This window comes from Salinibacter ruber DSM 13855, from assembly GCF_000013045.1.
Taxonomy (GTDB): domain Bacteria; phylum Bacteroidota; class Rhodothermia; order Rhodothermales; family Salinibacteraceae; genus Salinibacter; species Salinibacter ruber.
Map to the genome: position 1 here is coordinate 974,231 of NC_007677.1, position 20,092 is coordinate 994,322.

24 protein-coding genes and 1 tRNA gene are annotated in these 20,092 nt (G+C 67.8%); 14 read left to right on the forward strand and 11 right to left on the reverse strand.

Annotation, left to right across the window (positions count from 1 at the left end; genetic code table 11):
- Positions 1 to 174: 174 nt before the first annotated feature.
- Together SRU_RS04025 and folB are read left to right on the forward strand one after the other, a co-directional pair.
- On the forward strand, positions 175 to 1,113 hold the full coding sequence (locus SRU_RS04025; RefSeq protein WP_011403526.1) for a PfkB family carbohydrate kinase: 939 nt from the start codon (positions 175 to 177) through the stop codon (positions 1,111 to 1,113).
- Positions 1,114 to 1,172: 59 nt separating this feature from the next.
- Entirely contained in the window at positions 1,173 to 1,601 is a 429-nt protein-coding gene (folB, locus tag SRU_RS04030; RefSeq protein ID WP_011403527.1) for a dihydroneopterin aldolase, read from the forward strand.
- A gap of 7 nt (positions 1,602 to 1,608) precedes the next feature.
- On the opposite strand, the gene SRU_RS04035 is transcribed toward folB, so the two are convergent.
- On the reverse strand, positions 1,609 to 2,463 hold the full coding sequence (locus SRU_RS04035) for a type 1 glutamine amidotransferase (RefSeq protein ID WP_011403528.1): 855 nt from the start codon (positions 2,461 to 2,463) through the stop codon (positions 1,609 to 1,611).
- Positions 2,464 to 2,574: 111 nt separating this feature from the next.
- Positions 2,575 to 3,291 (reverse strand): Maf family protein, encoded by a 717-nt coding sequence (locus tag SRU_RS04040; protein ID WP_011403529.1) that lies wholly within the window; start codon positions 3,289 to 3,291, stop codon positions 2,575 to 2,577.
- 85 nt (positions 3,292 to 3,376) lie between these two features.
- On the opposite strand from SRU_RS04040, the gene SRU_RS04045 reads away from it, so the two are divergent.
- Positions 3,377 to 4,234, forward strand: a complete 858-nt coding sequence (locus tag SRU_RS04045) for a ParA family protein (protein ID WP_011403530.1) — start codon at positions 3,377 to 3,379, stop codon at positions 4,232 to 4,234.
- A 79-nt stretch (positions 4,235 to 4,313) separates the two neighbouring features.
- Here SRU_RS04045 and SRU_RS04050 read toward each other — a convergent pair whose 3' ends face one another.
- Together SRU_RS04050 and SRU_RS04055 are read right to left on the reverse strand one after the other, a co-directional pair.
- Entirely contained in the window at positions 4,314 to 4,640 is a 327-nt protein-coding gene (locus SRU_RS04050; RefSeq protein WP_011403531.1) for a hypothetical protein, read from the reverse strand.
- 52 nt (positions 4,641 to 4,692) lie between these two features.
- Positions 4,693 to 6,150 carry a sodium-dependent transporter gene (locus SRU_RS04055; protein WP_011403532.1) on the reverse strand — a complete coding sequence of 486 codons (1,458 nt, stop codon included), beginning with the start codon at positions 6,148 to 6,150 and terminating at the stop codon, positions 4,693 to 4,695.
- A gap of 197 nt (positions 6,151 to 6,347) precedes the next feature.
- Here SRU_RS04055 and SRU_RS04060 point away from each other — a divergent pair, with 197 nt between their 5' ends.
- Positions 6,348 to 7,538, forward strand: a complete 1,191-nt coding sequence (locus SRU_RS04060) for a M20 metallopeptidase family protein (protein ID WP_011403533.1) — start codon at positions 6,348 to 6,350, stop codon at positions 7,536 to 7,538.
- Between the two features lie 28 nt (positions 7,539 to 7,566).
- Here SRU_RS04060 and SRU_RS04065 read toward each other — a convergent pair whose 3' ends face one another.
- The 6 genes from SRU_RS04065 to SRU_RS04090 form a co-directional block, all read right to left on the reverse strand.
- Entirely contained in the window at positions 7,567 to 8,223 is a 657-nt protein-coding gene (locus SRU_RS04065) for an alpha/beta hydrolase (RefSeq protein ID WP_011403534.1), read from the reverse strand.
- A gap of 46 nt (positions 8,224 to 8,269) precedes the next feature.
- A complete protein-coding gene (locus SRU_RS04070) occupies positions 8,270 to 8,833 on the reverse strand; it encodes a TIGR00730 family Rossman fold protein (RefSeq protein WP_043553062.1) in 564 nt (187 codons plus the stop codon).
- 109 nt (positions 8,834 to 8,942) lie between these two features.
- Positions 8,943 to 9,503, reverse strand: a complete 561-nt coding sequence (locus SRU_RS04075; protein ID WP_118826190.1) for a DinB family protein — start codon at positions 9,501 to 9,503, stop codon at positions 8,943 to 8,945.
- A gap of 38 nt (positions 9,504 to 9,541) precedes the next feature.
- Positions 9,542 to 10,726 carry a cupin domain-containing protein gene (locus SRU_RS04080; protein ID WP_011403536.1) on the reverse strand — a complete coding sequence of 395 codons (1,185 nt, stop codon included), beginning with the start codon at positions 10,724 to 10,726 and terminating at the stop codon, positions 9,542 to 9,544.
- 164 nt (positions 10,727 to 10,890) lie between these two features.
- Positions 10,891 to 11,079, reverse strand: coding sequence for a hypothetical protein (locus tag SRU_RS04085; protein WP_011403537.1), 189 nt, complete (start codon positions 11,077 to 11,079; stop codon positions 10,891 to 10,893).
- Positions 11,080 to 11,120: 41 nt separating this feature from the next.
- Positions 11,121 to 11,309 (reverse strand): hypothetical protein, encoded by a 189-nt coding sequence (locus SRU_RS04090; RefSeq protein ID WP_011403538.1) that lies wholly within the window; start codon positions 11,307 to 11,309, stop codon positions 11,121 to 11,123.
- 134 nt (positions 11,310 to 11,443) lie between these two features.
- On the opposite strand from SRU_RS04090, the gene SRU_RS04095 reads away from it, so the two are divergent.
- The 10 genes from SRU_RS04095 to SRU_RS04135 all read left to right on the forward strand — a co-directional run bounded on the left by SRU_RS04095 (position 11,444) and on the right by SRU_RS04135 (position 19,040).
- Positions 11,444 to 12,145, forward strand: a complete 702-nt coding sequence (locus SRU_RS04095; protein ID WP_011403539.1) for a DUF4159 domain-containing protein — start codon at positions 11,444 to 11,446, stop codon at positions 12,143 to 12,145.
- 46 nt (positions 12,146 to 12,191) lie between these two features.
- The gene (locus tag SRU_RS04100) at positions 12,192 to 12,518 is read left to right on the forward strand and encodes a hypothetical protein (protein WP_011403540.1); all 327 of its coding nucleotides are present in this window, start codon (positions 12,192 to 12,194) and stop codon (positions 12,516 to 12,518) included.
- Positions 12,519 to 12,680: 162 nt separating this feature from the next.
- Positions 12,681 to 13,979 (forward strand): serine hydroxymethyltransferase, encoded by a 1,299-nt coding sequence (gene glyA / locus SRU_RS04105; RefSeq protein ID WP_011403541.1) that lies wholly within the window; start codon positions 12,681 to 12,683, stop codon positions 13,977 to 13,979.
- Positions 13,980 to 14,077: 98 nt separating this feature from the next.
- On the forward strand, positions 14,078 to 14,686 hold the full coding sequence (locus SRU_RS04110) for an orotate phosphoribosyltransferase (RefSeq protein ID WP_013061373.1): 609 nt from the start codon (positions 14,078 to 14,080) through the stop codon (positions 14,684 to 14,686).
- A gap of 57 nt (positions 14,687 to 14,743) precedes the next feature.
- Positions 14,744 to 15,604 (forward strand): twin-arginine translocase subunit TatC, encoded by an 861-nt coding sequence (gene tatC / locus SRU_RS04115; protein WP_013061374.1) that lies wholly within the window; start codon positions 14,744 to 14,746, stop codon positions 15,602 to 15,604.
- 39 nt (positions 15,605 to 15,643) lie between these two features.
- A complete protein-coding gene (locus SRU_RS04120) occupies positions 15,644 to 17,299 on the forward strand; it encodes a S41 family peptidase (protein WP_011403544.1) in 1,656 nt (551 codons plus the stop codon).
- 58 nt (positions 17,300 to 17,357) lie between these two features.
- Positions 17,358 to 17,549, forward strand: a complete 192-nt coding sequence (locus SRU_RS15460) for a hypothetical protein (protein WP_237701926.1) — start codon at positions 17,358 to 17,360, stop codon at positions 17,547 to 17,549.
- Positions 17,550 to 17,679: 130 nt separating this feature from the next.
- A complete protein-coding gene (locus SRU_RS04125) occupies positions 17,680 to 18,291 on the forward strand; it encodes a class I SAM-dependent methyltransferase (protein WP_011403546.1) in 612 nt (203 codons plus the stop codon).
- Between the two features lie 87 nt (positions 18,292 to 18,378).
- Entirely contained in the window at positions 18,379 to 18,816 is a 438-nt protein-coding gene (locus SRU_RS04130) for an NUDIX domain-containing protein (RefSeq protein ID WP_011403547.1), read from the forward strand.
- A gap of 149 nt (positions 18,817 to 18,965) precedes the next feature.
- Positions 18,966 to 19,040: transfer RNA gene (locus SRU_RS04135), tRNA-Arg, on the forward strand.
- 144 nt (positions 19,041 to 19,184) lie between these two features.
- Here the strand turns inward: SRU_RS04135 and SRU_RS04140 are convergent.
- The gene (locus SRU_RS04140; RefSeq protein WP_164923504.1) at positions 19,185 to 20,087 is read right to left on the reverse strand and encodes a universal stress protein; all 903 of its coding nucleotides are present in this window, start codon (positions 20,085 to 20,087) and stop codon (positions 19,185 to 19,187) included.
- Positions 20,088 to 20,092 lie beyond the last annotated feature (5 nt).

A 20,092-nucleotide genomic window follows, 5' to 3' on the forward strand; every position in this document is an offset into this window, starting at 1 on the left:
GTCCGGCACCACGTCGATGACAACGTCCGCCCCAGTCGATCAGGGCCCTCCGTCCCGGAGCACAGAGAACGGGCCGCCTTGTCATAGAATTCGCACGCGGGACGTGTCGAGTGTGCGCCCGCGTGGTTACATTTCGCCCTGTTCACAAGCCGCACAGAAGGAGCTTAACCGCCCGTGAGCATCCTTGCCGTAGGGACTGTTGCCTTTGATTCCATCGATACTCCGTTCGGATCCGCTGACCGAGTGCTGGGGGGCAGTGCGTCCTACCTGACGCTCGCCGCCCGCCACTTTTGCGAAGACGTCCGCCTCGTGGGCGTCGTCGGGGGCGACTTTCCCGATGAGTACCGCCGGACGCTGGCCGATGGGGGGGTCGACCTTGAGGGCCTTGAGGTCGAGGAGGACGGCGAGACGTTCTTCTGGCACGGCGAGTACCACTACGACATGAACGAGCGGGACACGCTCGACACGCAGCTCAACGTCCTCGCTTCGTTCGAGCCGGACCTCCCGGGGAGCTACCTCGACAGCGACATCGTGTGCCTCGGCAACCTGGAGCCGGGCATCCAGCGCGATGTGCTGGACCAGGTGGACGATCCCGAATTCGTGATGGCCGACACGATGAACTACTGGATCGAGAACACCCCAGACAGCCTCCGGACGACCCTCTCGCAGGTCGACTGCTTCGTCATCAACGACGCCGAGGCCCGCGAGCTGGCGGATGAGCCCAACCTGGTCCGCGCGGCGTCCCTGATCCGCGACATGGGCCCCGAGACGCTCATCATCAAGAAGGGCGAGCACGGCGCGCTTCTGTTCACCGACCACTCCGTCTTCAGCGCGCCCGCCTACCCGCTGGACGACATTCAGGACCCTACGGGGGCCGGCGACGCGTTTGCGGGCGGACTTGCCGGGCACCTGTACCAGTCGGGCGGCCTCGACCCGGAGGCCCTCCGCCGCGGGGTGATCTACGGAAGCGTGATGGCATCCTTCGTCGTGCAGCGCTACGGCCCCGACAAGCTGCTCGACCTTACCCGGACCGACATCACCGAGCGGGCCCGCTCGTTCCGCGAGCTTGCCGCCATCCCCACGCTGGTGCCGCTCGACAAGCAACTGGCGTAGCACGGGGCCGGACGAGACGGCCCGTCCTCTTCTCGTCACTCCGTCGCATTCTGCCTTCCATGTCTGAGTCTGTCCCCGACACCAAGCCCGAGGCGTCCTCCTCGACCGACTACACCACCACCGGGACGGTCCGTCTCGTCAACGCCGTCTTCTACGGCCACCACGGCGTCATGGAGGAGGAGCATCGCATCGGCGGCCGGTACGAGGTCGACGTGAGCGTGGGGCTTGATTTCGAGGACGCAGCCCTGCACGACGACCTAGACCGCACGGTCAACTACGAGCAGGTCTACGAGTTCGTCCGGCAGCTGGTGACGGAGAACAACTTCTACCTCATTGAAAAGCTGGCGTACCGCATCGCGCACAAGGTGCTGGATACCTATCCGGACCTGGAGGGGGTAGAGGTGACGGTCCGGAAGCCGGATCCCCCGGTCGGGGGGACGTGCGACCGGGCCGAGGCGACCTATACCATCGACGATCCCGGCACGTGACGCGGGGTCATGCCGGACGCGGGGACGACCGGCGCCGGTCGTCGGGGGAGGCAAGGCCGAGCGCCCCCGTCCTGTCCGCCGGATGAAGGGTGGCGGGGACGACCGACGGATGAGGACGGGCCACGAAGGTCACGAGAAAGTCGTAGAGCAGGTTGTCCACCTCCGTGGTGTCCGCCAGGGTGTCGAGCACGCGCTGCACGGTTTCCGCGTCGGGGAGTGCCGAGCGGTAGTACTCGCGGTACACGAGGATGCGCTCCCGCTCCCGCTTCGCGTCGAGCTCGCTGTGAAACTGCGTGCCGTAGACCGGCGCGCCGTTCAGGCGGAAGGCCTGGTGGGGCTGGTCGTTGCGGGCGAGCTCTGTGCTGTCGGGGGGAAGCTCGACCACCCGGTCGTGGTGGCCCATGTTCGCCTGAAAGCGGGACGAGAACTGGCAGAAGAGGGGGTCGGCGGCCCCCGCATCGGTCCGTTCCACCCACCCACAGCCCAGTTCGGAATGGTCGGGGTCGTGCACCACCTGCCCCCCGAGCGCGCGGGCCAGCACCTGGTGCCCCCAGCACGAGCCGAGCGTGGGCAGCGCCCGGTCGACGGCGCGACGAATGAGGTCGTGCAGCCCGTCGGTCCAGGGGTAGGTCTGGGTGGCGGAGTACTTGCCGGCGCCGCCGATGAGCAGAGCGTCGACCTCGTCGAGCGAGACGGAGGTGGGGTCGTCGCCGCGGGCGACGTTGACGGTCTGGAACTGATCGGGACGGAGGCGCGTCCGCTCCAGGAAGCAGGTCTGCTCCTGCGCTTCCATCCGGGGGGCGCTTCGGCACTGGACGAGCAGGGCGCGAAGGGACGACGACGTGAGGGGCGAGTCCACCATAAATCAGGGAGGCCCCGTGCGGTGGGAGGGCCCTGGATGAGCAAGAATGTGAGACGCCGTGGCGTCCGTCCATACGCTGGTCCCCGGAAAAGGTTGACGACACGGGAACCGCTAGGCGGACGACGCCTCCAGGAGGTCGGCAAAAGACGCGCGCAGCGTGCGGTAGAGCCGGCGGAGGGGGAGGCCCACGACGTTGTAGTAATCGCCCTCGATCCGCTCGACGAAGAACGGGGCGGTATGGTCCTGAATCCCGTAGCCCCCGGCCTTGTCCAGCGGCGACCCGGAGGCGACGTAGGCCCGAATCTCCGCGTCCGAGAGGGGCCCGAGCACCACGGCGGTCGTCTCCACGGCGGTGGCCGTCCGATCCGACCCGGCATGCACGAGGGACACGCCGGTGTAGACGGCGTGGGATGTGTCCTGGAGACGGCGAAGCATGGCCCGAGCATGGGAGGAATCTTCGGGCTTATTGAGAATTTCCCCATCGTGGGCGACCACCGTGTCGGCGGCCAGGACGAGGGCCGAGGGCCGGTCGGCCGCCACCGGACGGGCCTTTCGGCGCGCAAGGGTGCGGACCGCCTCAGCGGGCGCCACCGAGGGCGCCAGCGTCTCGTCCGCGGGGCTCACCCGCGCCTCGAAGGGAACGTCGATGCGGTCGAGCAGGGCACGCCGCCGCGGCGACTGGGAGGCCAGAAGAAGTGGGCAGGAAAGTTGCAGAAGTGGGTTCATCGGATGTGTCGAGCCCGTGCCGGACATGTGCGCCGAGAGAAACGGCATATGCGCCGAGAGAAACGGGAGGGGGGCGCAAAAGTTACGCGTTGCTCTCACCACGTTGGGCGGGGCCCCGCGTCGGGGTTGACACCGGTCCGGAAAGCGCCTACCTTTTTCTCCTCTACCTCCACCGGCTGTCTACGCTATGACCGTCCTGTCTGTCTGCAACCACAAGGGGGGCACCGGAAAAACCACCACGACCATCCATGTCGCGGCGGCGCTGGGATTGTCGGGCTGGCGGACGCTCGTCATCGACCTCGACCCGCAGGGCTTCCTCACGCACACGATGGGCATTGAGGAGCCCCCCTCCGACCAGTCGGTGGCGGCCTTCTTCGACGCCGACGCGGACCCGGGGCGCATTCCAATCCAGGAGGCCGCGGGGTTCGATCTGATCCCCTCCTCCAGTACCCTGACCCGCCGGATGCGGGATCTCAACAAACCGACCGATGTGCTCTGGGTGCGGGAGGCACTCCAGCGGCTCGACCTGGAATACGACCTTTTGCTCTTCGACACGGCCGCCGCCGTGACGGTCTACAGCCTCAACGCGCTCGTTGCGAGCCAGCACGTGCTGATCCCTGTCCTGCCGGAGTACCAGTCCGTGGTGGGGGGGGAGCAGACCTACCAGACCACGCAGCTCGTTGAGAACAAGCTCAATCCGCGCCTCAACACCCGGCAGTTCTTGTTTACGCAGGTCGACGCGCGCAAGCGCATACACAAAACCTACCGCGAGTACATTCGGGAAAAGTACGGGGAGAAGGTGCTGGACACCATCGTCCGCACTAGCACGTCGCTGGCAAAGACGCGGGACGGAGCGACCACGGTTTTCGACCACGACTCCAGTTCTCGCGGGGCGCTCGACTACGCCAACGCCACCGATGAACTGGTGGCGCGTCTGCAGTCGGCGTCCGAAGATGCGAGTTCGGAGGAGGCTCCGGCCGCTGCCGCCCCGAACGACCTCTCGGCGGAGGCCGCCCCGGAGGTCAGTGAGATGCTGAACTCGTGATTCCGCGACGCCCGCCTCCCCCGGGGCAGAATTCCCGCGGGGGACATGCTCCGATCCAGGGGGCCGTTTCACGACTCCCCTAAAGCGGATCGAGGCGGCCGACCTCGGCCCTCGACCATCCGTAGAAGTGGCGATCCGTGGACTGGAGGGTGTCCACGCAGTCGTTGTAGGCCGCCCGGGCCGCCTCCACGTCCGGATGGGTCGGGTCCGGGTGGGTCTCGATCCAGTGTCTGAGGTCGTCCAGCGCGCGAGGCGAATAGGTGTCGAGGTCGCTTTCGGTCTTGAGCAGGGCCATCTTCCGCTCCTCCTGGCGGAGCGTGTAGACGAGCGTCCAGATCGAGACGCCGAAGAAGGCCAGGATGCAGAAGGCCATCGTGGCCCATACGTCCACGGGCAGTCCAAGCATGATAAGGCGTTGGGACGTTTGAACGTTACACGTTGAACGTTGGAGAACCGGCTTATCGGGTCTCGTCTCTCGCGATGGGGTCGCGGCGGCCCTCCAGGGACGCCATGAGCGCGTAGCCGAGGACGGGAATTCCGAAGAAGACGGCGATGCCCCCAATCATCTCCGGCGTGCCGAAATTCGCCCAGGCGTAGTTCGCGACGATCAGAAGCATCACGAGCGGAATCACATACTGCACCACCGGCCCCCAGATTGAGCCTACGTACAGCCCGGCGTTGCGGTTGATCTCGAGCACCCGGAGCTTCTCGGGGCCGAGGTGCCCCATGGACCAGCCGATGGCGCCGATGATGGCGAGTGTGGAGAGGGGCAGGCCGAAGTTGCCAAACACGAAGTCGAGGAAATTCAGCACGCCCGGCGAGTACGCGCTCCCGAGCCCCAGAAGCCAGATGACCCCGCACACGCCGATCACCGTCTGCTCCCGGGTCAAGCGCGTTTCTTCGCTGAGGGTCGTCACGCTCACCTCCGTGATGAGGATGGCCGAGGTGAAGGCGGCCAGAAAGAAGCCGAGGAAGAACAGGATGGCCCACAGCGCGCCCCCCGCCATCTGCGGGAAGACCTGCGGCAGGGACACGAACGTGAGGCTCGCCCCCGACCCCGGGTCCAAGTCGAACGCGAAGACGATCGGGAAAATGGCGAAGGCCGCCAGGATGCCGATGCTCGAGTTCCCGATGACGGTGAATACGCCCCCGCCGATTGGGATGTCGTCGTAGTCCGGCAGGTAGCTGCCGACGGTGAGGGCAATGCCCCACCCGAGGCCGGTCGAGAAGAGAACCTGTCCGAGGGCGGTGATCCAGGTCTGGCCGAGCCCGAGCTTGCCCCACTCGATGCCGAACGTGAAGGCGAGGCCCTCAGCGGCCCCGGGCAGCGTGAGGGCGCGGATCATGATCGCGACGAGAGCGAGCACGAGCCCCGGCACTGCGTAGATCACGAGCCGCTCCACGCCCCGCCGGATGCCGAGGTACAGAATGGCCGCGACCAGGGCCATCACGGCCGTGTGGCTGCCGATGGACCAAACGCCGCTCGCGCGAAAGCCCTCCCAAAACGCCTCCGGCGCGAAGCCCGCCGACGTGAAGGTGAAGAGCAGCGAGTGCACGGCGTAGTAGAGCGTCCATCCCACGACGGGGGCGTAATACGACATCAGGGCGACGTTCACGACCAGCACCACCACGCCCAGTCCCACCATCCCCCGCGAGGAGGCCACCTCGCGGAAGGCCCCAATCACGCCCTTGCCGGCGTAGCGCCCGAACGCGACCTCGGCGATGAGGCCGGGAATGGCGAGCACGAGCAGGAGCACGAAGTACGCGAGGAGAAAGGCCCCGCCCCCGTTCTCGCCGGTCACGTAGGGGAAGCGCCAGATGTTGCCGGCCCCCACCATGGCCCCGAGCATCGCCATCAAAAACCCGAAGCGCGAGCCCCACTGGGCGCGCGAGAGTTCAACGTCTTGGTCGGGCATCAACGCGGTGTCGCTGTGTAAGGAGCGCGAGCAGCCCTAAGGTAGGAACAACGAATCGAAATTTCGAACGCCCGTCGGGAGCAGGAAAGAGGCGGTCGTCCGGCTGTTGAAGACGAATCTTCCGAGAGAAACGTTGGTTGTCGGACACGTCGCAGATCAGAAGCGAATTTCTCCGCCCCCTCCCCTCTACCCATCCGATGCTCGATGCCGTTAAGTCTGACGCCGACGACCTGTACTCGGAGATCGTCGCATTTCGCCGCACGTTGCACCGGCGGCCCGAGCTGTCGGGCGAGGAGCACGAGACCGCGCGGCGCGTGGCGGAGCGGCTGACGGCCCTCGGCCTCGATGTCCGCACAGGGGTGCACGACACGGGCGTGGTGGGCACCCTGCACGGGGGGCGGCCGGGGCCGACCCTGCTGCTGCGGGCGGACATGGACGCCCTCCCCATTCAGGAAGAGACGGGCCTCGACTGTGCCTCGGAGCACGAGGGGGTGATGCACGCGTGCGGGCACGACCTCCACACGTCCTCGCTGTTGGGCACGGCCATGATTCTGGCACGCCACCGCGACGAGGTGCACGGGCAGGTGCGATTCTGCTTCCAGCCCCACGAGGAGCGGATTCCCGGTGGGGCCAAGTTCATGATCGACGAGGGCGTGCTCGACGAAACGGGCGACACGCCGGCCCCCGAGGCCGCCTTTGGGCAGCACGTGAAGCCGAGCCTCCCCCCCGGGACCCTGGGCATCCGCGCCGGCGGCTTCATGGCCTCGGCCGACGAGGTGTTCGTGACGGTTGAGGGCGAGGGCGGACACGCGGCGAACCCGCACGAGGCGGTGGACCCGACCTACGTCGCCAGCGAAATCGTCGGCGGGCTTCAGTCGCTCATCAGCCGCCGGTGCCCGCCGGGCGTGCCGTCGGTGCTCACCATTGGGCGCCTGGTGGCGGACGGGGCTACGAACGTGATTCCCGAGACGGCCCGCCTGGAGGGCACCTTCCGGGCGATGGACGAGGAGTGGCGCTTCCGGGCGCACGCCCTCTTCCGTCAACTTGTGCACCGGACCGCCGAGGCGCACGGGGCGACGGCCGAGGTGGAGGTGCGCGAAGGATACCCGGCGCTCCACAACCACGAGACGCCGACGACGCTCGTGCAGGAGGCCGCCCGCGAATACGTGGGGCCGGAGCGGACCGTGGAGGCGGATCGGTGGTTCGCGGGCGAAGACTTTGCCTATTTCCTGCGCGAGTGTCCGGGCACCTTCTACCAACTCGGGGTGGGCAGCGAGCACGGCCTCCACACGTCCCGGTTCAACCCGGACGAGGAGGCACTCCGCACCGGCACGGGGTTTATGGCGTACCTGGCGTGGCGCTACGGCCGCGAGCACGCACGGGACTAGGGACACGCCCCCGGAGGTGCACAGGGCGTCAGGCCGGCGCAACTAGCGCCCGCAACGGGGCCGGGTCGATTCGGTGCCCGCCCTCGAAGGTACGCGTCGTCACGGGAATGTCGTGGGCCTGGAGGCGGCGCCGGATGGCGGCCCATCGGTCGTCGGTCACGTATGGGTCCTCCGTCCCGGCCACGAGGGTCAGGTCCAGGGCACGTAGGGAGGCGGCGTGCTCGGCGAGGTCGAGGTCGTGGGCCGGGGCCCCGCCCCACAACACCAGCCGGTCGACGGCCGTGTCGCCCCACAGTGCCCACCGGCTGGCGGTGACGGCCCCCTGCGAGAAGCCCAGCACGTGCAGGGAGGGGGGCGTGTCGTCGGCAAGGTGACGGACCGTCGCGTCGAGGGCGTCGACGTAGTCGGACACCTCGGCCTCGCGTGCCTCACGGGTCATCCAGGAGGCGCCCACCTGCTCATGCTGGGCCATCCCGTCCACGTAAAACCGGGACAATCCCTCCGGCGCAACGACGCAGCGGTCGGGGGCCACGAGGGGGTGGAACGCCGACACGAAGTCGGCGGCGAGCTGGCCGTAGCCGTGCAGCACCACCCACCAGGACCCGGCCGTGGCGGGCGTCCCGAGGGTGGCCACGCGGGCCGTGCGGGCGACCCGGAGCGTGTGGAGGCGGGGTTCGGCGGACATGGACGGCTTGGCTTCGATAAACGATGCGTTGAGGGCCGAAGTGGGTTCAGGCCATCCGGCCGTCGGCGGCCGTCATCCTTTCGATTCGGTCCAGCACCGCCTCGGCGGACGACACGACCTCGACCAGGTCGGTCACGGCGGCCCGCGCAAACCGGCCGTCCCGCAGCTCGTCGAAGAACGAGAGGAGCGTGTCGTAGAAGCCGTCCGCATTCAGAATGGCGATGGGACGGTCGTGGTAGCCGAGCTGCCTCAGGGTGAGCACCTCCATGAACTCCTCCAGGGTGCCGTAGCCGCCGGGCAACGCGGCGAACGCATCCGCGTTCTCGTACATGATCCGCTTGCGCTCGCGCATCGTCTCGGTTACGATCAGCTCGTCGGCGTCGTAGGCGATGCCCTCCCGGTCCTGCAGTTTCGAGGGGATGACGCCCGTTACCGTCCCCCCGGCCTCGTGGGTTGCCTCGGCCAGCACGCCCATTAGGCCCACCGCGCCGCCGCCGTAGATCAGCTCGTGGCCCCGGCGTCCCATCTCCCGCCCGAGCGCCTCGGCCACCGGCGGGTAGGTCTCGGCGATGGCGTTGCTCGAGGAGCAATAGACGCAGATGGCGGACATAATCGGCAGGAGGGGAGGATGAGGGAAGAAAGACGTGTGCTCGGGCCGGGGCGGCGCGGCAGGCCCGTGGTGGGCCTGGAGCAAGAACCAGGCGGGCCCAACCGCCACGTTAAGACGAATGGAGGGCGCGCAGGGTTCGTCGGGCCTGGTCCAGGTGCCGCCGCTCGTGGGCCAGGGTGGCCTCAAACCAGGCTCCCAGGCTGATGCGCAGGAGGGGAATGGCAGGGGACCCGAATCGTATCCGGCGCAGGTCCAGGCCCTCCGCGTCCCCCACGCAGTCCGCGAACCGATCCTGCAGGCCCAAAAACTCGTCCACCGCCTCGTTGGGGTAGAGCGTATTCGGGGCGTCCGGCTCGAATAGAGAGGGCGCGTCGAAGGTCCAGCCCGAAGACGGCTCCAGAACGTGCGCAAACCAGCGACTGACGACGCCGTACTCGAAGGGCGGTGTGCCGTACGGCCCCTCGGCGCGTCCCCGCCGGATCTCGTCCTCCATCGCCCGCAACAGCAGCCACCCGGCCGTGTTTAGGTGATCGATGCACTGGACGACGGACCACGCGTCCGGGTCCGGTCGGCGTCGCATCGTGGCGGCGTCCGCGTCGGTCACGAGTGCGGTCGCCTCGTCCTTGAGGTCGACGAATCCGGTGCGGTACTCGTCGAGCTGTGGGTGCATCGGCGGGGGCAAAGACGAGAGGATCGATCGGCGGGCGCCTACGCCGCGTCCCACTCCAGAAGGCCATCGTTGATCAGGGCCACGAGCAGGTCCACGAACGCGTCGTCCTCGAGGTGAGGGGTGAGGGCGTCGCTCGGGATCTGCTGGCGCCCCGTCACGAGGCGGGCCGCGTAGGCCCGGTCGGGGGACAGGTCGATGGGCGATCCGTTCGCGAAGAGGGTGACCGACCCGTCGTCGTGTTCGATGAAGGCGAGCCGGGATACCGGTCCTGGCCGCAGCCCGTGGCCGGCCCGGAGCATGTCGGTAAGTTCGTCGTCCGTCACCGGCGTCTCCGGGGGCACCGCCTCGCGGTCCCGACCGGGACGCGTCAGGTACTGTCCGAACCACTGATCGATGGCGTCGTCGTCGCGCACGAGGTCGCGGAGGAGGCGGCGTACCGTCTGGCGGGCGTCGTCGTGGATTTCACCGGGGTGGTCGACCGGTGACAGATCCGGGTCGCTGTAGCGCGCGTCCGGGCCGACCGTGTCCATGGCCTGCTGCAGAAAGTTCCCCACGAGGTCCTGGTGCCGCGGGGCCCGGAAGCCGACCGAGTAGGTCATGCACTGGTCGTCGGTGGCGACCCCGTAGTGGGCCACCCGCGGCGGCAGGTACAGCAGGTCGCCGGGGCCGAGCACGAACTCCTCCTCCGCCTCGAAATCGGCGAGAATGCGCACGTCGAGGTCCGGCACGATCTCCTCGTCGTCTACCGGCTCGGTCCCAATTTGCCAGCGTCGGTGCCCCGCTCCCTGCAGCAGAAAGACGTCGTAGTTGTCGATGTGGGGGCCGACGGTGCCGTGCGTGGGGGCGTAGCTCACCATCACGTCGTCGAGCCGCCAGTCGGGCAGGAAGCGGAAGCGGTCCAGCAGGGCGCCGACCTCGGGAATCAGGCGGTCCACCTCCTGCACGAGAAGCGTCCAGTGCGTCTCGGGCAGGTGGAGAAACTCCTCTGAGGCAAACGGGCCGTGCCGAAGCTCCCACGGGTGCTCGCCCCCCTCTTCGAGGATCAGTCGGCTTTCGACGCCGTCCTCGCAGGCCAGGCCGGCCAGCTCCTCCGGGGACAGGGGCGACCGGAAGTCCGGCAGCGCGTCGCGGACCACGAGGGGCCGTTCCTGCCAGTAGGTGTCGAGAAAGTCGGCGGGCGAGCGGTCGCCCAGGACGGACGACGTGGGCGTGGCGGGCTGCATGGGGAGAGAGGGTGCAAACGAAGAAAGGACAGGTCAGGGCAACGAGCCTCGGTCTGGGGAATCGGTGATGCGTACAGGGTGAAACGGGACCTGCGCATTCAACTTGGGCCCTCACGCTTCCTGTTGTCACGCATCACATCTCACGCGTCACGACATCTCACGCGTCACGCCCCCAGCAGGTACATCAGCCCCTCAATGGCGGGCCAGAGGAGGAGCAGGGCGAGAATCCACGCGACCCATCGCACGCTGGCACTGCGCTGCGGAAACTCGTAGCCGCAGTAGGGGCACTCTTCCACGTCCCCGGTGTCTTCGAATTCGAGGGCGCAGGCGGGACACTCCCGGCGGGACGGCATGGTGGGGGGCGTTCGGGTTCGGGACGTCGATCGGCGGTGGGCTAGAGCTGCGAGGCCAGCTCATTCAGCATCATTTCCACATCCTCCTCGGCGATGTCGTCGGGGTTGGGGCCGGGAAACCCGGGGTCCGGCGCCGCCGGGGCGGCGTCGAGGTCAAGCTGGTTGAGGACCAGGGCGGCTGCTCCGGCGGCCGCGGCGGAGAAGAGGAGGGCCTTCGTGAACTTGGTCATGGCGGTCGGCAGACAGGGCGAGAAACAATCGAGTCACATCAACGGGAAGAGGGAGGGGGAGTTCTCCAGTCCGTCCGAACCTAATTGGGGCATGCAGGTTCATAGCAGTGCACAGCCTAATCTCCCATCCCCCCATGGCGCCCGTGCTGCGTTCCCTTCTGGTTCGCCTCCCGATTGTGGTTGGGCTCGGTCTCGTGGGGCTCGTTGCGAGTGCGGCCGAGGCGCGGGCGCAGGACGACGCCTCCACCCCCGTGGCCCGCGTGAAGTATGATGGGGGAGGCGACTGGTACAGCGACGAGGAGTCGTTGCGGGAGCTCTTCGCGTTTGCGCGCCAGCATACGCTCCTTGACGTAACGCCGCAGGAGGAGGCCGTCGAGCTCACCACGGACAAGCTCTTCACGTTTCCGTACCTGTACCTCACCGGCCACGGAAACGTCACCTTCTCCGAAACGGAGGCCGACCGCCTGCGCCGGTACCTGCGCCAGGGCGGCTTCCTCCACATTGACGACAACTATGGCCTCGACGAGCACATCCGTCCTGAATTGGAGAAGGTCTTTCCGGACAAGAAGCTCGTGGAAGTGCCCTTCGATCATTCCATCTACACGACGCCCTACGACTTTTCGGACGGGCTCCCTAAAATCCACGAGCACGACGGCGAGGCGCCGAAGGGGTACGGCTACTTCGACGACCACGGCCGGCTCATGGTGTTCTACACCGTCGAGACGGACCTGGGGGACGGATGGGAGCCGGCCCCGGTGCACAGCAACCCCCCGGAGAAGCGACGGGCGGCCCTCCGGATGGGCACGAACATTCTCGTGTACGCCATGACGCACTGAACACAGAGGCAGTGCCACGCCTCTCCACTCGTCCCTCCCGGTTGCGATGAAACCCCTTTTCGTGGCCCTCGTGCTGGTAGCGGGCGGGTTGGTTGCCACAACCCCAGGCATGGAGGCCGTTCAGGCGTTCGTTCGGACCCAGGCGGCGGATCGCATCGAGCGGGAGGTGGAGGCAGGGGCACTGGGGGCCCTCCTGGGCGAGGCGGGCGGGAAGCTCCTCGCGGACAACGCATCGGCGTTCACGGAGCGGCGGTCGTACCTGGCCGCCAGCGTCTACACGGTGGAGCCGGAAGGGGACGGAGACGCCGACGGCCGGGTCCTCGGGGTGGCCCGTCAGTTCATCGTGATCGACGAATTGGAGGGGGACGACTGAATGGGGGGCCGCGTCTGAGAACAGGGGGGTCGGGGGCGAACCCCATCTTCCGCATTCACGTTCTGTCTGCACGTCCATTTGTGCTTCCACACGTTGGGGGGCCTCGGCGACCGACCGTCGGGGCCGCCCTGCACCGTTGCTTTCACAGTGTTTTCTGTTCCGATGAGTGCGCTCCGCAACCAAGATCCCGAAATCCACGACGTCATCCAGAAGGAGGTCCAGCGCCAGAACGACGGGCTGGAGCTCATTGCGTCCGAAAACTTCGCCTCCCGGGCCGTCATGGAGGCGATGGGCACGGCCCTTACGAACAAGTACGCGGAGGGCCTGCCGGGCAAGCGCTACTACGGCGGATGCGAGGTGGTCGACCGGGCCGAGGAACTGGCCCGCGAGCGGGCGAAAGAGCTCTACGACTGCGACTGGGTGAACGTGCAGCCGCACGCGGGGGCCCAGGCCAACTCCGCGGTGTATCTGACCCTCCTGGACCCCGGCGACACCTTCCTCGGGCTCGACCTGTCGCACGGCGGCCACCTCACGCACGGATCGCCCGTCAACTTCTCCGGCATTCTTTACGAGGCCGAGTACTACGGGGTGGAGGAGGAGACCGGCCGCATCGACATGAACAGGGTGCGCGACCGGGCGAAGGAGGTGCAGCCGAAGATGATCTCGATCGGGGCCAGTGCCTACCCGCGCGACTTCGACTACGAGGCCTTCCGCGAGATCGCCGACGAGGTCGGCGCGTTCCTGTGGATGGACATGGCGCACACGGCGGGGCTCATTGCGGGCGGGGTCCTGAACGACCCGATGCCGCACACCCACGTGGTGACCACCACCACCCACAAGACGCTCCGGGGCCCCCGTGGCGGCATGATTCTTCTGGGCGACGACTACGAGAACCCGATGGGCAAGACGGCCCGCAAGAGCGGGCGCACGAAGATGATGAGCGAGCTGCTCGACTCGGCCGTCTTTCCCGGCACGCAGGGCGGCCCGTTGATGCACGTGATCGCCGCGAAGGCCGTCGGCTTCAAGGAGGCCCTCAAGCCCTCGTTCGCCGAGTACACCCAGCAGGTCGTCGATAACGCGCAGGCAATGGGCGCCGAGCTCCGCGAGCGGGGCTACGACCTCGTCTCCGACGGGACGGACAACCACCTCGTCCTCATCGACCTGCGCAACAAGGGGCTCACCGGCAAGGAGGCCGAGCAGGCCCTCGAAGCGGCCGGCATTACGGCCAACAAGAACATGGTGCCGTTCGACGACAAGAGCCCGTTCGTCACGAGCGGGCTGCGCCTGGGAACGCCCGCAATGACCACCCGCGGGTTCGGGCCGGATGAGTTTGCCCACGTGGCGGAGATGATCGACCGGGTCCTTCAGGATCCCGAGGATGAGGACACGCAGGCAGCGGTGGAACGGGAGGTGAAGGCCCTCTGCGACCAGCACCCGCTGTACGATGTCGCTATGGCGTAGGCGGGAACGACCCTGCGCGTCGGACGGTTCGAGATCCAGTACGAAATCTCTGCTCGCGTTCGCCCACCCTGTTCACTGGACGACCTGCGTGTGTCCCCATGCCGTCGATGGATCGCGGTACATTTAGCTCTTCCTCCCGGGCCGAACTCATTGAGATCGGCCGCAAGCTCTACGAAGAAGCCCTGGTGCGCCGGGAGGACGAGTTGATCACCGATCCGCGGGGCCAGCCGATCGGGTGGCTCCTGGACACACGCGTGCCCACACTCGACGGGGAACTGTTCACGGAAGTCGGGTCGGTGATTGCCGAGCGGCTCCGAGAGCGGGGCGCCCGCCAGGTGGTAGGGTACGGGTTCGGGGCCCATCCCCTCGTCTGCAGCGTGTTGGCCGTGAGTGAGGGCGACGAGTTTAAGGGGGGGCTCATCCGAGAAGAGCGGAAGGAGCACGGGCGGCGCCGGCTCGTGGAGGGGCCCATCGACGCCGACCAGCCCGTCGTGATGGTGGACGACATCATCAACAGCGGCCGCAGTGCCTCCGAGGCCCTTCGCCTCGTGCGCAGTGCCGGGTTTGCGGTTGACGGGCTCCTGACGCTCTTCAACTTCACCTGGAGCAACGGCCAGGACCGCATCGAGGCGGAGGGCCTGTGGGTGGACTCCCTCCTCGACCTCAACCTGCAGGAGGGGACGGGCAGCGGGTCCGACAGCGCGTAGGGACGAAATCGAAACCGCTCAGGACGAACGCTTTCGCCGGATCGCAGTCACGGTCGTATGCCCGAGGTCCCATCTTCACAGACGGACACGCCCGCCGGGGTGCAGGGAGACGGCGCCCCGGGCAACGAGGCGCCCCCGGACGAGAAGGGGGTCATGTCGTTTCTAGACCACCTTGAGGAGCTGCGTTGGACCCTCATCAAAGCTGGGGCCGGCGTGCTCGTCGCCATCGCGGTGTGCTCCTTCTTCAGCGAATGGATTGTCGACCAGGTCCTGATCGGGCCCACGCGGCCGGATTTTTTCATGTACGACGTGCTGGCCCTGGAGCCGGAGAGCCTGGAGCTGCTCAACCGGACGATCACCGGCCAGTTCTTCGCGGACATCGGGACCATCATCGTCGTGGGACTCATCGCCGGGTCGCCGGTCGTGGTCTTCTACCTCTGGCGGTTTATCGAGCCGGCCCTCTATCCCAGCGAGAAGAAGGGCATGCGCTTCTCGGCGGTCTCGGCCACCTTCTTCTTCCTGCTCGGCGCGGCCTTCGGGTACCTCATCCTGACCCCACTGGCCCTTCAGTTTTTCGCCCAGTACACCCTCTCCGAGCAGATCGTCAACCAGTTCGACATCATGACCTACTTCAGCATGGTGACGTTCTGGACGATGGGCACGGGGCTGCTCTTCGAGCTGCCGGTGGTCGTGTACTTCCTGGCGAAGGTGGGCATCCTGACCCCGGAGGCGATGCGGGCGTACCGGAAGTATGCGCTCATCGCGGTGCTCGGCGTGGCGGCGTTCCTGACCCCGCCGGATCCGATCTCGCAGATCATCGTCGCCGTGCCCCTGCTGGGCCTGTACGAGCTGTCGATCTACGTGGCCAAATGGGTTGCGCGGCGCCGGGCCCAGGCGCTCGGCATGACGGACGAGTAGGCGCTGTCGCGTTCCCCCGCATCAGTCCCCACCGGGCCCATGCGTCGATCCCGTGCAAACGTGTCGCTACTGGGAATGGCCCTCGCCGTGTCGATGGGCATGGGGGTGCTCGTCGGATTCTGGGCGCCGGATGACGACCTGTTCGAGCTCCGCAAGGGCCTTCGGATCTTCGGGGCCGTCTACGAGGAGGTGGTGACCGGGTACGTGGAGCCGGTGGACCCGGGGCACCTCGTGCGCGTGGGGGTCGATGCCATGCTGGAGGAGCTGGACCCCTACACCACGTACGTCGACGAGTCGGAGAATGCGCGGATCGCCATCATCACGGAAGGGCAGTACGGGGGCGTGGGGCTCGACATCGGGCGCCGAAACGGCGCCCTGACGGTGGTGGCGCCCGTTGCCGGGGGCGACGCGTACCAGCAAGGGGTGCGCACGGGGGACGTGATCACCGAGGTGGCGGACCAGCCTGCGGCCTCGCTGTCGGTGGAGGACGTGGAGGCCCTGCTCCGCGGGCAGCCCGGCACTACCGTCCCCGTGACGGTGGAGCGGGCGGGACGGCCCTCGCCCTTGACGTTGACCCTGACCCGCGAGCGCGTGGAGCTCCCGGACGTGACGTATCAGGGGCGCGTGGGCGCGGAGCGGGAGCTCGGGTACGTGAAGCTGGAGCGCTTTACTCGCGACGCACCGGGGGCGGTGGAGGCGGCGCTCGACGACCTTCGGGACACGGGGCCCCTTCAGGGAGTTGTGCTCGACCTGCGGGACAACCCGGGGGGGCTCTTGCGGGCGGCCGTCCGGATCACGGCGCTCTTCGTGCCGCAGGGCACCGAAGTGGTCTCTACGCGGGGGCGCGACGACGATGAGACCGAGTCGTACACGACCGACCGTGTGCCCCTGCTGCCCGAGACGCCGGTCGTGGTCCTCGTGAACGGCCAGAGCGCCTCGGCGAGTGAGATTGTGGCGGGCGCCCTGCAGGACCACGACCGGGGCGTGGTGATGGGCACGACCACCTACGGAAAGGGCCTCGTGCAGAACGTCCGGTCCCTGCCCCACAACACCGCCCTCAAGCTCACGACGGCCCAGTACTACACCCCGAGTGGCCGCACCATTCAGCGCCTCGATGCGAACCCGACGGACACCACGGCCCCCCCATCCCGGGTGCACGAGACGACGGGAGGCCGAACCGTGCGCGACGGACACGGCATCCGCCCGGACGTGCGGGTGGCGTCCCCGTCCCCGAGTCCACTGGAGCAGGCCCTGACGCGGCGGGGCGCGTTCTTCCGCTACGCCAACCACTACGCCGCCACCCACGACACACTCGCCGCTGACTTTTCGGTCGACGAGTCCGACCTGGGGGCCTTCCGGACGTGGCTTGACCGCGAGGACGTGGCGTATTCCCTCCGGGCGGAACGGACCCTCGACTCCCTCCGTGCACAGGCGGAGGCACACAACTACGAGGGCCTCCGGGACGAGACGGCGGCGCTGGACGCGGCGTTGGACGAGGCGAAGGCAGCGGCGTTCGACCGACACGCCCCGGCCCTGATGCGCCACCTCAGGCGCGAAATCCTGGCCCGGTACGTCAGCGCGAGTCGCCGCATCGAGGCCCTGCTTCCGGCGGACGGGCAGGTGACGGCGGCGACGGATCTCCTCCAGACTCCGGACCGCTACGAGCGGCTCTTGACCCCGGAGGGGAGGCGCTGACGGACGAACATGAAGGTGAACGGAAAGGAGGACGACCGGCACGCACGGGCAACCATCGGTGACCATCTTTCAGGCCGTACTGCTGGGGGGCGTGGTGCTCGTCCCGGCCTGCCATTGCCGGGTGGGGCCTTCGGTGCACCGGTCGGTGGGCACGTCCAGCGCGACCCTCGTCCTGATCTCGGGACGCGGTGCGATGGCGCACGTCGTCCTCGGGAGGGAAGAGGTCAGGCGGTTGGTGGGGTGCGTCTAGAGATCGAAGCGCGCCTGGAGGGGGCAACCACGACGGCCTCCTGACCGTCCCGTTTGGAAAATTCCTCCGTGCCACGGATGGGACGGCCGGATCCTGAATTTGTCAATGCCTCCTTTCTCATCGACCGTACATGTCCCTCTACCAACGCTTCTTTGCGTACACCCTGGCGTGGGGCGACGACGCCCAGGACCGCCTCTACGGCGACCACAAGCGCCGGCTCTTCGCGGGCCTGGAGGGCACCGTGGTCGAGATCGGGCCGGGGACGGGCGTCAACCTGCCGCACCTGCCCGACGGCCTCCGGTGGATCGGGCTGGAGCCCAATCCGCACATGCACGGGTACATCCGGGAGCGGCTGGACGGACGCGCCCTCGACGCCGAGATCCGCACCGCCCCGGCACAGGACACCGGCCTACCGGACGAGAGCGTAGACGCCGTCGTCAGCACGCTCGTCCTCTGCTCCGTCTCCGACGTGAGGGACACGCTGGCCGAACTGCGGCGCGTCCTGCGGCCCGGTGGGCGTCTCCTGTTTATCGAGCACGTCGCGGCGGAGCGGCACACGCCCCTCTGTTGGTTTCAACACGGGATTCGGCCCGTGTGGCGGGCCGTGGCCGACGGGTGCCGTCCGGATCGCGACACCGGCGCTCAGCTCCGGCGGGCGGGGTTCTCGACGGTCGAGATGGAGCGGTTCGACATTGGGGTCCCGCCGGTGTCCCCCCACATCGTGGGGACGGCGACGAAATGAGTCCAAAAGGGGCCCGTGGCGGGAGGAAAACCGGCGTGTGAGTGCGGGGGATGCTCAGTGTTTGTCCATAGACTCCGTGTTGTGTCGATGCCTACGGTCCATCTTCTTGCGCGCGCCGTCGTGCGGGAGGCCAATCATGTGCTCGTCGTTCGGGCCGAGGGGCAGCCCCACACGTTTCTGCCGGGCGGCCATCGGGAGCCCGGGGAGGGCCTGGAAGGATGCCTGCGTCGCGAGCTCGACGAGGAGCTGGGCGTCCGTGCCGAGGTGGGCCGCTACCTGGGGGCCGTGGAGCACCAGTGGAGGCGGGAGGGGGAGCGTCAGTACGAGATCAACCACTGCTACGCGACCACGAGTCCCGCGCTTACGGCCGACACGCCCCCGCAGGCCCAAGAGGACTACCTATCGTTTGCCTGGGCGCCCGTCGACCAGCTCGATCGGGTGTCCCTGCAGCCGCCGCCCCTACGTGCCCTGCTGGCGGGGACGGACGCGGCGGACGCTGCGTGGTGGGGGTCTACGGTTCGTTGACCGCCGCGGACCGCCAGCCCACTCCGGCCCCGTAGGACCCAGGGGGCTTCTGGGGCGTCGTCGCGCATTCCTCATTTCTTTAGAGGGGGACCGGCTGGGATCCAGGATCCCGCCCCGACGACGCGTGTATAGACCGTGCTTTAGAAGAAGGGCCTGTAGCTCAGCCTGGATAGAGCATCGGCCTTCGGAGCCGAGTGTCGGGGGTTCGAATCCTCCCGGGCCCGCCCTTGGTGCCCTGAGCCCGCCTCCCGTGTCGCTGGAGGCGGGTTTTTGTGTGGGCGTCCACGGTGCATCGCTCCCTGGTCCGTGAGGCGCGCGGTCCGGTTGCAGGGCGCACGCATCCATCCGGGGAAGGGGGAACCCTGGTTTTAATCCGATGTCGGGAAGTCGCGGGCCGCGAGCACGGGCCCGCTCGCCTCCCGAAGCACCTCCTCGGTGACACTGCCCAGCATCGCGCGCCGGACGCCCCGAAGGCCACGGGTGGCCATGACGATCAGATCGGTCTCGTGTGGGGCACTGCGAAGAATGCTCGGCGCCGGCTCGCCCCGGTGCACAACGTAGGACACCGTCAGGTCTCCGCCTGCCAGATCGCTGCCCCAGTCTTCGAGGGCCGTTTCGGCCTTCTCCTTCGTCTTGTGGCTCGTGACCGTCGGGGACTCCGGGCCGTAGACCGAAGGGGTATCGGGCGTTTCGACGACGTGCACCAGCTTCAGGGGGGCCTCGTAGATCGTTGCGAGACGACCGGCCTGCTGCAGAGCGCCCCGGGACGGATTCGAGAAGTCAACCGGCGCCACGATCCGCTCGATGGAGGCGGCCGCCTCTTCGTCGTCGGGGGACTGGACGGTAAAGACCGGAGTGGGGGCCGTCCGTAGGGTCTCCTCCGCCACGCTGCCGTAGAAGGCCCGCTCGACGCCCCGACGCCCATGGGTCCCCATCGCGATCATGCCGACGTCCTTGCTCTCGGCGTACCGTACGAGGGCGGGGGCGACGGCGTCTGCCCGCTCGGCGTTGAATGTGAGGCGGTCGTCGTCTGCGTCGAGGCCGTGGGCCGAGAGGGCGTCTTGGCAACGCTCCTCAAACTCTTCTTCAAGCTTGTAAGTCGGGACGGGCGAGCGCGGCTCCCGCTGGAAGGGGCCCTGCGGCACCTCCTGAACGTGCATCAGGTGCAGCCGGGCGTCGGTTCGTTGGAGAAGATCGGCGCCGTAGGCGAAGGCCCGCTTCGAAGAGGGGGAGAAGTCGAAGGCGAGCAGAAGGTCGTTGAGTTCGAACATGAGAT

Coding starts and splice junctions, on each gene's coding strand:
- SRU_RS04110 (WP_013061373.1), top strand. CDS start 14,078: ATGCCGTCGATGGATCGCGGTACATTTAGCTCTTCCTCCCGGGCCGAA.
- glyA (WP_011403541.1), top strand. CDS start 12,681: ATGAGTGCGCTCCGCAACCAAGATCCCGAAATCCACGACGTCATCCAG.
- SRU_RS04075 (WP_118826190.1), bottom strand. CDS start 9,503: ATGCACCCACAGCTCGACGAGTACCGCACCGGATTCGTCGACCTCAAG.
- SRU_RS04085 (WP_011403537.1), bottom strand. CDS start 11,079: ATGCCGTCCCGCCGGGAGTGTCCCGCCTGCGCCCTCGAATTCGAAGAC.
- SRU_RS04095 (WP_011403539.1), top strand. CDS start 11,444: ATGGCGCCCGTGCTGCGTTCCCTTCTGGTTCGCCTCCCGATTGTGGTT.
- SRU_RS04050 (WP_011403531.1), bottom strand. CDS start 4,640: ATGCTTGGACTGCCCGTGGACGTATGGGCCACGATGGCCTTCTGCATC.
- folB (WP_011403527.1), top strand. CDS start 1,173: ATGTCTGAGTCTGTCCCCGACACCAAGCCCGAGGCGTCCTCCTCGACC.
- SRU_RS04060 (WP_011403533.1), top strand. CDS start 6,348: ATGCTCGATGCCGTTAAGTCTGACGCCGACGACCTGTACTCGGAGATC.
- SRU_RS04035 (WP_011403528.1), bottom strand. CDS start 2,463: ATGGTGGACTCGCCCCTCACGTCGTCGTCCCTTCGCGCCCTGCTCGTC.
- SRU_RS04080 (WP_011403536.1), bottom strand. CDS start 10,726: ATGCAGCCCGCCACGCCCACGTCGTCCGTCCTGGGCGACCGCTCGCCC.
- SRU_RS04100 (WP_011403540.1), top strand. CDS start 12,192: ATGAAACCCCTTTTCGTGGCCCTCGTGCTGGTAGCGGGCGGGTTGGTT.
- tatC (WP_013061374.1), top strand. CDS start 14,744: ATGCCCGAGGTCCCATCTTCACAGACGGACACGCCCGCCGGGGTGCAG.
- SRU_RS04055 (WP_011403532.1), bottom strand. CDS start 6,150: ATGCCCGACCAAGACGTTGAACTCTCGCGCGCCCAGTGGGGCTCGCGC.
- SRU_RS04130 (WP_011403547.1), top strand. CDS start 18,379: ATGCCTACGGTCCATCTTCTTGCGCGCGCCGTCGTGCGGGAGGCCAAT.
- SRU_RS04120 (WP_011403544.1), top strand. CDS start 15,644: ATGCGTCGATCCCGTGCAAACGTGTCGCTACTGGGAATGGCCCTCGCC.
- SRU_RS04125 (WP_011403546.1), top strand. CDS start 17,680: ATGTCCCTCTACCAACGCTTCTTTGCGTACACCCTGGCGTGGGGCGAC.
- SRU_RS04070 (WP_043553062.1), bottom strand. CDS start 8,833: ATGTCCGCCATCTGCGTCTATTGCTCCTCGAGCAACGCCATCGCCGAG.
- SRU_RS04045 (WP_011403530.1), top strand. CDS start 3,377: ATGACCGTCCTGTCTGTCTGCAACCACAAGGGGGGCACCGGAAAAACC.
- SRU_RS04065 (WP_011403534.1), bottom strand. CDS start 8,223: ATGTCCGCCGAACCCCGCCTCCACACGCTCCGGGTCGCCCGCACGGCC.
- SRU_RS04090 (WP_011403538.1), bottom strand. CDS start 11,309: ATGACCAAGTTCACGAAGGCCCTCCTCTTCTCCGCCGCGGCCGCCGGA.
- SRU_RS04140 (WP_164923504.1), bottom strand. CDS start 20,087: ATGTTCGAACTCAACGACCTTCTGCTCGCCTTCGACTTCTCCCCCTCT.